The organism is Sneathiella sp. (genome assembly GCF_041689005.1).
GTDB lineage: Bacteria > Pseudomonadota > Alphaproteobacteria > Sneathiellales > Sneathiellaceae > Sneathiella.
Map to the genome: position 1 here is coordinate 1 of NZ_JBDNHC010000003.1, position 8324 is coordinate 8324.

General features: G+C 55.0%; 9 protein-coding genes. 2 read left to right on the forward strand and 7 right to left on the reverse strand.

The annotated features are described in order from the left end of the window. Positions 1 to 217: 217 nt before the first annotated feature. Positions 218 to 1306: an adenylate/guanylate cyclase domain-containing protein gene (locus tag ACESNI_RS00515; RefSeq protein ID WP_373083887.1), complete on the forward strand. Its 1089-nt coding sequence runs from the start codon at positions 218 to 220 to the stop codon at positions 1304 to 1306. 57 nt (positions 1307 to 1363) lie between these two features. On the opposite strand, the gene hflC is transcribed toward ACESNI_RS00515, so the two are convergent. Both hflC and hflK read right to left on the reverse strand, forming a co-directional pair. After that, positions 1364 to 2338: a protease modulator HflC gene (gene hflC, locus ACESNI_RS00520; protein ID WP_373083889.1), complete on the reverse strand. Its 975-nt coding sequence runs from the start codon at positions 2336 to 2338 to the stop codon at positions 1364 to 1366. Then, a complete protein-coding gene (gene hflK / locus ACESNI_RS00525; RefSeq protein ID WP_373083891.1) occupies positions 2335 to 3390 on the reverse strand; it encodes an FtsH protease activity modulator HflK in 1056 nt (351 codons plus the stop codon). Before hflK ends, hflC begins: the two co-directional genes overlap by 4 nt. 715 nt (positions 3391 to 4105) lie before the next feature. On the opposite strand from hflK, the gene ACESNI_RS00530 reads away from it, so the two are divergent. Further along, entirely contained in the window at positions 4106 to 4396 is a 291-nt protein-coding gene (locus tag ACESNI_RS00530) for a hypothetical protein (protein WP_373083893.1), read from the forward strand. A 40-nt stretch (positions 4397 to 4436) separates the two neighbouring features. Here the strand turns inward: ACESNI_RS00530 and ACESNI_RS00535 are convergent, their stop codons facing one another. The 5 genes from ACESNI_RS00535 to ACESNI_RS00555 all read right to left on the reverse strand — a co-directional run. Then, positions 4437 to 4949 (reverse strand): aspartate/glutamate racemase family protein, encoded by a 513-nt coding sequence (locus ACESNI_RS00535; protein WP_373083895.1) that lies wholly within the window; start codon positions 4947 to 4949, stop codon positions 4437 to 4439. A gap of 18 nt (positions 4950 to 4967) precedes the next feature. Continuing rightward, positions 4968 to 5837, reverse strand: a complete 870-nt coding sequence (locus ACESNI_RS00540; protein ID WP_373083897.1) for a polyamine aminopropyltransferase — start codon at positions 5835 to 5837, stop codon at positions 4968 to 4970. After that, positions 5830 to 6255, reverse strand: coding sequence for an adenosylmethionine decarboxylase (gene speD, locus ACESNI_RS00545; protein ID WP_373083899.1), 426 nt, complete (start codon positions 6253 to 6255; stop codon positions 5830 to 5832). The genes ACESNI_RS00540 and speD overlap by 8 nt, the downstream gene beginning before the upstream one ends. A 537-nt stretch (positions 6256 to 6792) precedes the next feature. Then, a complete protein-coding gene (locus ACESNI_RS00550; protein ID WP_373083901.1) occupies positions 6793 to 7638 on the reverse strand; it encodes an alpha/beta fold hydrolase in 846 nt (281 codons plus the stop codon). Between the two features lie 271 nt (positions 7639 to 7909). Next, a partial coding sequence (locus ACESNI_RS00555; RefSeq protein ID WP_373083903.1) for a HEPN domain-containing protein occupies positions 7910 to 8324 on the reverse strand: 415 nt, incomplete at its 5' end.

Below are 8324 nucleotides of genomic sequence, written 5' to 3' on the forward strand. Positions count from 1 at the left end.
TCGCCGGCGGTGAGTCTCAAAGTCCGTCAATTACCGCGGAAATCCATTAACCTCGTAATTTGGAGTTCCGCTGTGACATTGATGCGGCGGTAGCAGGCGGGCCAGCGCTCCCCGCATTGGCCTTGTTATCGCGCAATCACACATCTGCAGTAGTTATGCAGAGCTTCCTGAGATGATCTTGAACATGTGGCTTAACCCCCGGCACCGGCGAAACCTGATGAAGATTATTCCATTCGGAATCATGTGGTGCGCGTTCAGCTTGATGTACGTATTTATTGAATATGGTCTGTTGGGGGATGCAACCCAATACCCTTCGACCAACAATCCCTACGACTTCCATAGTGCGCTGTTGGTTACGCCTATTGCTGCTTTTGTAGTCGGATCGTTGCTTGGCGCGGCCGAGGTTATGTTCATGAACAAGCTCTTTATCCACAGACCGTTCTGGAAGAAGATTGTTTTCAAAACCATGGTTTACCTCCTGGTAATTTTTGTAATGTTGGTGGGTATTTCTTTGGCTACCAGCGCTGCCAGCGCTGCCAGCGCTGCCAGGTATGGCGTCACGACGTTCGACCCCCAAGTGATCGCGTCACTTGGCGCTTTCCTCGGCAACTTCGCTTTTTGGAGCATCGTTATTTACGCAGGATGCACGATCCTTGTGTCGCTGTATGTTTCGGAGACTTCTGACTACTTGGGAGGGAATGTATTCGGTAATTTCTTCACAGGAAAATACCATCGACCGGTTGAAGAAGAGAGAATTTTCATGTTTCTGGACATGAAGTCCTCCACCACTATTGCAGAAAAATTAGGCCACAGCACCTATTTCCTGCTCCTCAATCAGTATTATTGTGACACGACAAACGCAATTATTGATACTTGGGGCGAGGTTTACCAATATGCGGGAGACGAGATCATCGTGTCCTGGAGTATCGACAGAGGACTGGACCACGATAACTGCATTCGTTGCTTCTTCAAGCTCAAGCAGGCGTTCGAAAAGGAGGCTTCTGTGTATAGGGAGAAGTACGGTCTGGTGCCGGAATTCAAAGCTGGATTCCATTGTGGAACGGTCACCACCGGTGAAATTCGAGCGCTGAAGAAGGAACTGTTTTTCACCGGCGATGTCATGAACACCGCGGCCAGGGTGCAGTCGAAATGCAATGAACTTGAGGTTGATCTTCTGCTGTCTGAAGACTTGGCATCAAAGCTGAGTCTTGGCGGGTCGTATGCATTGATTGCGAAGGGGGAGTTCGAGCTGAGAGGGAAGCGGGAAAAGACCGGATTGTTTACGCTGGTGGAAGTCGCCAAATAATCGAACAACATCATTTGGAGAAACTGCCAGGCAAGGGCACTCGCCTGGCGTTCGAGATCAACGTGTCGATCGGGCCTTGGCGGCCCCGCCGGAGTTTTTGAGGTAGCGGTAGTAATCGCTGTCAGTGGTGAGAATCATCACCGAGTTCTCATTTTGTCCTTCCTTGTAGGCCTCCAGAGTCCGCGAGAAGGCATAAAACTCGGGGTCGCCGTTATAGGCATCGCCATAGATGCGTGCCGCCTCGGCGTCGGCTTTTCCTCGAATTTCCTGGACCTTGCGGTAGGCGCTTGAGCGGATCTGGCTCAACTCCTTCTCCATTGTTCCCAGGATCTGAGCGCTCTCGCCTTCTCCTTCTGAGCGGAACTGTGCGGCGATGCGCTTACGCTCCGAGATCATCCGGGAATAGACCCTTTCCCGCACACTTTCCACGTAGTCGAGTCGCTTGATGCGGACATCCACCAGTTCAATTCCGTATTGAGGCATGATCTTGCTGGCTTCCGACAGAATGTTGCGGGTGATCTCCTCGCGGCCACGCGTGACCTTCTGTTTCAATAATTCCTGTACCTCCGCCGGCACATCCGACAGGTTTTGCCCCTGAGGCGTAGCCCACGAAGCGCTGCGGACCAGGTCGACCAGTTCGCTACGAGACACCTGGTCGCGAACCACCGAGTCGATGATGTCGTCCAGCCGTGATCGAGCGCCCGCTTCTGTGGCGACGTTTTCCAGGAAAGTCTTGGCATCGGCGATACGCCAGCGTGCCGTCGTGTCGATCCAGATGAATTCACGCCCTTTGGTAGGGATCTGGTTCGGGTCGCCATCCCATGCCAGCAAACGCGTCTCGAAGAGACGCACCTCCTGGATCATCGGAATCTTGATGTGCAGCCCGGCGCTGGTGACGGGCTCGCCGACTGGTCGGCCGAACTGCACAATCACCGCCTGCTTGCCTTCTTCCAGGGTGTAGAAGGTCCCGGAGAAAGCGACGACAAATGCCAGTAGCAAGACCCCGAGTCCGACAGTAGTTGTTTTCTTCATTTCTGTATTCCTCCGTTCACGCCGGCTGGCGGCTTACTGGCCTGAGACCCTGAAATGGGCTGCTGTGCCCCGTCCATGCTCAGCATGGGCAGCATGGCTTGTTGGTCGCTATCGACGATGTAGAGGGCTTTCGCTTTCGGCAGGATGCTGGCCATGGCTTCAAGATAGAGTCGGCTGCGCGTGACTTCCGGCGACTTCTTGTAGTCCGCCAGGATGGCCTTGAATCGCGTCGCTTCGCCTTCTGCGCGGTTGACCCGCTCGACGGCGTAACCCTCGGCCTGCGTGACGGTTTGAACGGCTTCGCCGCGCGCCTTGGGAATTTCTCGGTTGGCTTGCTCTTGCGCCTGATTGATGGTTCGCTCCCGATCCTGACGCGCCTCGTTGACCTCGTTGAAAGCGGGTTTGACCGGGTCCGGTGGTGTTACGTCCTGAAGCTCCACCGTAACCAATCGCACACCTGTGCCATAGTCACTGAGAATTTTTTGCATCTCCGCCTTGACCTCGGTTGCAATGCCGACTCGGCCTACAGTCAGGACTTCGCTGCCCAGTCGGTTGCCAACGACGCGGCGCATGACGGCTTCGGAGGTGTCCCGAATAGCCTTGCGGGACTCGCGCACCTGGAACAGGTAGCTGGTCGGATCTTCGATCCGGTACTGGACGATCCACTGCAGATCGATTACGTTCAGGTCCCCGCTAAGCATCAATGAGACTTCCTTGAATGGAATTTTGTCGCCGGCGTATTCGGTTCGAGTGTTTTCCGTCGAGCTTGTGGCGAAGCCGAACTCCTCTTTCAGCACGCGGGCCGTGGGCAGCATGCGTACTTTCTCGATGCCCCTTGGAAATTTGAAGTGCAGGCCGGGACCTACCGTGCGATGCACAGCACCAAAGCGCTGGATGATGCCGGTCTCAGCCGGTTGCACTGTGAACCAACTCGTCGCGACGAAGTACAACAGCAACAATCCCGCGATCGCCAAGCTGATGGTTTTACTGCCGAGTTTGGCAGCGCGTTTGCGCAGTTCGATGACAACATCTTCGGGGTCATAGGTGGCCATTTATTTGTCCTTTTGGTTGGGCGCGTGGGCAGCGCGTGGCTTGGCCGCAGCGCGCTAGAGATGAGGAGCGAATCATGGACACCCGCCGGGTTTGGTGTCGATCGCCGTACGTTGCGGGTTGTCGTGCAGGGATGTGCGCAACACTTCTGCGCCGACCATGATTGCCAAGCTGTTTTTCTTAATTTCGGATTTCCTTCTGCGATTACGGGGGTAGGACATCTCGTCGCGGAGCGCGAGAGCAGCCATTGGCGACATGCACCGACAACCCAGTGCAAGAGACGATGATCTTGGAATTTCTAACAAGCTATCGCGAAGGCGGAGCTTGAGGTTTGGCGCGTTGGCTTGAGCTTCATCCTTATAACGAATGAAGCTATCAAACAAATTGAGTATATGTTTGAACAAATATTTGTCAAGTCAAAGCCCTTTAAAAGCCCTTTCGTTCATAGCCTTTTCCAACGCGGAGTTAGCGTAGTAATCAGCCCATTGAAGCGAATCGCGTCACAGAATGGTTGTGTGCATTCTGTGTGGCGAGGTGCATCATGGCGCCGCTGAAGTGAACGGCTGTCAGAAAACGCGTAAATCTGGCGGCAAAGGCTACTGGGTTTGATCCTGAGTTAATCGTGCAAGGGGGTGTTGGAAGGCGCCCGAAGGGCGACTAAAGACACCCCCTTGCACGTGGCGCCTGGAAATTGGGGGTAGTTGCGAGGCGCCGAGCATGCAACAGCAGGATTTCATCGCCCTGGGTGTTGATCGACAGTTGGTTACACCAATTCCATGGGCGCGTAATCGAGTTGATCAAGTTTCATCCAACCGCCAATTGGTTCGCGTGTGCCACCAGCGGACGCAACTGCGTGCCAATGCGGCAGTGCAGTCCACGCATGCCAGGCGCAAGTCGGACCTTATTGCGTCGAGTGCTAAAGGTGTTTCAGTGCATGCCATTGTCACGGTCGTCGCACCACGGGTCAGTAGCGCCTTTACGGCTTGCTCGGAAGCAACAGCGCCGTGATCTCGTCGGCTTCAGGCAGCAGCGGCAGGAAACCCATCGATCAAAGGCGCTGGTCAAACAGGTGCTTAGCAAGGGTTGTGCCCGTGGCAATCAAACCGATGCGTGCTCCCGGTGCGGCCAGGTCGGCCGCCTCATCGCAGGTGGCGTCAACAATACTCAAAAACGGCACCGGGCAGTCCTCCAGCAGTTCGAAAAACCAGAAGTGCGCGATGTTGCAGGGCATGGCCAGTGCGATGGCGCCAGCCGCAATCAGCCGGTCACGGCCGGCCAAAAGTGCAGGCAGTGGTGACTCTTCGCCCCGCAAGATAGCCGCAGGCCGACTCGGCACGCGCGGGTCGGACTGGATCAGCAGCGGAACATGGTCAGCATCGACCGCTGCCGACGTTGCCGCTATCACTTTGTTGAAAAAATCAGCAGTAGCCAGCGGCCCCATTCCGCCATGAATACCAATCATGCTTACTTTCTTGCGTTCATTCTTGTTCTTGCCGGGCCGCCGCTCATCGGACAAATGCACAAGCTTAACGAGGCGCGGTATCGAGCGTTGGTCAAGCAAGCAGGGTTATCTTCCTTGCTAACACTTTAACCACTCTTTCTGCCAGTTTGGCAGTGCAAAAGAAGCCTGATGGACATCGGAATTATAATGCTTGCCCTGATACTTTTTAATCGGATTTCGCAAAGATACCCCATCACGGCTATAGAGGAAGAAGCCAAAATCGGCACCAGGGTAAAGTGGAATATTAGTGTGGTAGACATCAATATGCGGCAAAAGCTTGGTGCGTTGCATCACCGTCATCAAATTATCACCATCACCGCTAACCTCCTGCAGAAAGTCGCCACCGCTTAGTGACAAATAAATGCTGTCAGAGTCGAGTATCACGCCAGTCTCGGAGACCAGGGAGACGACTTCTGTCAAAAACTTTTCCGTAAAGAGACAGGAAGATGGACCGACGGGCTCAGTGAGGTCAAGTACGATAAGGTCATAGTGTTTTCCGTCTTTGACTGCTTGGCTTACAAAGTTGGCGGCATTGTCAATGATGAGTGTCACGCGCGGATCTTTATAGTCACCGTTCACTGCTAGATATTCGCTCGCCAGATCAATGACGCGTTGATCGATCTCGACCATGGTGACGTTTGTGACGAAATCATGCTTGAGGCTTTCACGCAATATGCCGCCCTCTCCACCACCAATGATGAGAACAGACGCGTCTTTGCGTTCGCGGCCCAGCAGTGGCACATGGACAGCCATTTCATGATAAATAAATTCATCCGCTTGGCTTGCCTGAATATAGCCGTCGAGCACGAGTAACCGGCCAAAAGATTGGTGGTCATAGATTTCGATGAGCTGATACGGACTTTGCTCTGAGTGCAATAGTTTCACCTCAACCGATGTGGTGATACCCAGTCCGTCCGAACGTTCATGCCACCATTTGAATTCACTCATTGACTTCACCTCTTAAAATTTCTTTTACATCTAAATGCTCGGCCTCAAAAGCCTCGCGCATGATATTGATGCAAACCTCAGGATTGGTGTCACCGCACATGAATACATCAAACGCGGCATAGCGGCTTTCGGGCCATGTGTGCACCGAGATATGACTTTCAGCGAGCACAGCTACACCACTGATTCCATCAGGTTCGAAGTGATGTAGATGGATATGCAAGAGCGTGGCTCGCGATGCTTCAACGCAACGTCGCATGGTTTTTTCAATATATGCAATGTCACTGAGATGCGATGCGCCATACAAATCAATAATCAGATGAATTCCAGCGTAGCGTTTGCTGCCGCGCGTGATGAAATAGTCTTTTTCTTGCGAAAATGGCACGGGATCTTTGGTCATATCTTCAAGTACTGTCTTCATTAAATCCGTTTATGTTTGCAGCGAAATTATCTATTACGGTTTGTTCACCAGGTGACTATCAGGAACAGCGTTCGTCAAGTGAACGGATAGTTCGAACCATACCAAACATTTGACAGAAGTAGCTTCTTCGCGTCAGTTGAAATGGTTGTCCATAACGTCGCAGCAGGATTGCTGAAATTCGGAATGGACTCGGCGTTCATGAAGAACAGTCTAACTGTCGGGCTGCAATGCGACTTGCTACAAGCTCTGGTAAAACTGCTGCGTCATTGAACTGGTGTTGTCCGCGCCTGCCAAAAGGTGCTCCAGTCACGCCAACAACGCCACGTGTGGCCCCAGTACCCACTCGGCCAACGGCGCGGCAGTCAGCGACAAGCGCCTCACCTCGCCCCGCACCAGGCGCAGCCTCTCTGCGCAGTCCGAAGACTAAGGCAACTTGCTGAGATCCTGCGCGTGGCGGCGCCCGATCCGCGCTCAAGCGAGGGAGCGTCGATGGGCGGTTTGATGTCGGTGGGTCGATGAGCGAGCGATACGCTGTCGTCAGGACAGCATGAAATCGCGCAGCACCGCGAAATGCCGCTGCGGCGCGTCGTTGACGATGCCGTGCCCACAGTCGGTGAACCGCTCGAACCGCGTTAGCGCCGTTGGCAGGTGGGCGACGATGGTCTCGCTGAAGGCGAGCGGCGTGATCGGGTCGCTATCGCCCGCCATCACCAGCGTCGGACAGGCCACGCGCGCCAAAGCGGCCCGAAAATCCATGCGACGGAATTCGTCGGTGGCGAAATGCAGGTTGACCGGGTCGTGCACGATGGCGCGCGCGGTCGCTTGCGCATCCCTCTGGGGGCGGGTGTGGTACAGCGGATGGCACTTTTCGCGGTAAGCGATGCGCCGCTCGGGGGTGGGCGTGAGCCAATAGTCACGCGCGAGGTCGCGCGCCTCCGGGCCAGCGATGCGTTCGAATGCATCGAACACGGCCGGCCAGTCGGCCCGGGCGGCGGTGCTGGCCAGCACCAGCTTGCCAGGATGCTCCGGATGCCGGGTGGCATACGACTGGGCCACGAAGCCACCGAACGACACGCCGTAGACGATGGGTTTCACGATGCCCAGCGCGTCGCACACACCGCGTACGTCATCACCCCACTGCGCGAGGTTCCAGGTTGACGGGGCATCGTGACTGCTACGGCCGTTGCCGCGATGATCCATGTAAACGATCTGCGCAATGTCTGTCAGCTCCGAGAACACGGGCTTGAATAGGCTGTGGTCGAATCCGGGCCCACCGTGCAGTAACACGAGTGTGGGGCGCTGGCGCATCGAGGCGCCATCAGGCACCAGGCCGGCGCCTTCGATGTCGACATAGATGCGGGTGTTGTTGACAGTGACATACATAGGATTGAGCCTGGATCGTGGTGGTGAGGGTGGGGTGGATAGGGCACCAGGTGTGCGTCGACGCATTGTGGAGGATGTCGGTTCCGGTTTGTCTTGCCTTCTGCAGCTGGAACGCCGGCAAGTGTGCTGCATCACCTTCGCGAACAGACCTTGGCACGTTCGCCTTGGCGGCCTGAAAACAGCCATTCCTGGAGCACTAATACTGACGTTGATCGATTGCTGCGGATGCGGGTCGACTTGCATGCAAGCCTCATCGGTTGCTTGCGGCGACTCACGTGTCCGTTGGCGTAGGTAATGGCGGCAGGTCGTCTATCAGCTTTTCCATGGTCGCAACGAAAACTCTGGCTTGTTCTTGCGCCCATGCAACCTGTTCGACTTCGATGATGTCACCTTTGTAGTCGGCAACCAATCGAAGGTCTTCAACCTTGTTAATGGCCTTGCCCAGATCCACGGATACTTTTCCAGTCTTCACGAGTTGCAGACTAAATGCGGATATGAGGCCGCTGTGCGTCTTGATCGACGCAAGGCTCGGTGTCGTGCCGGTTGCCAGAAGGGCCGCGCGTGCGGCGTCAAACATTGCGTAATAGGCGCGATTGCAGGCGCCATCCAGATCATCTGCATCGAGCAACAGTTGCGATGACCTGACGGCCATTCTTGCCTTGCTCAACAACTCGTCAACGGTCAAA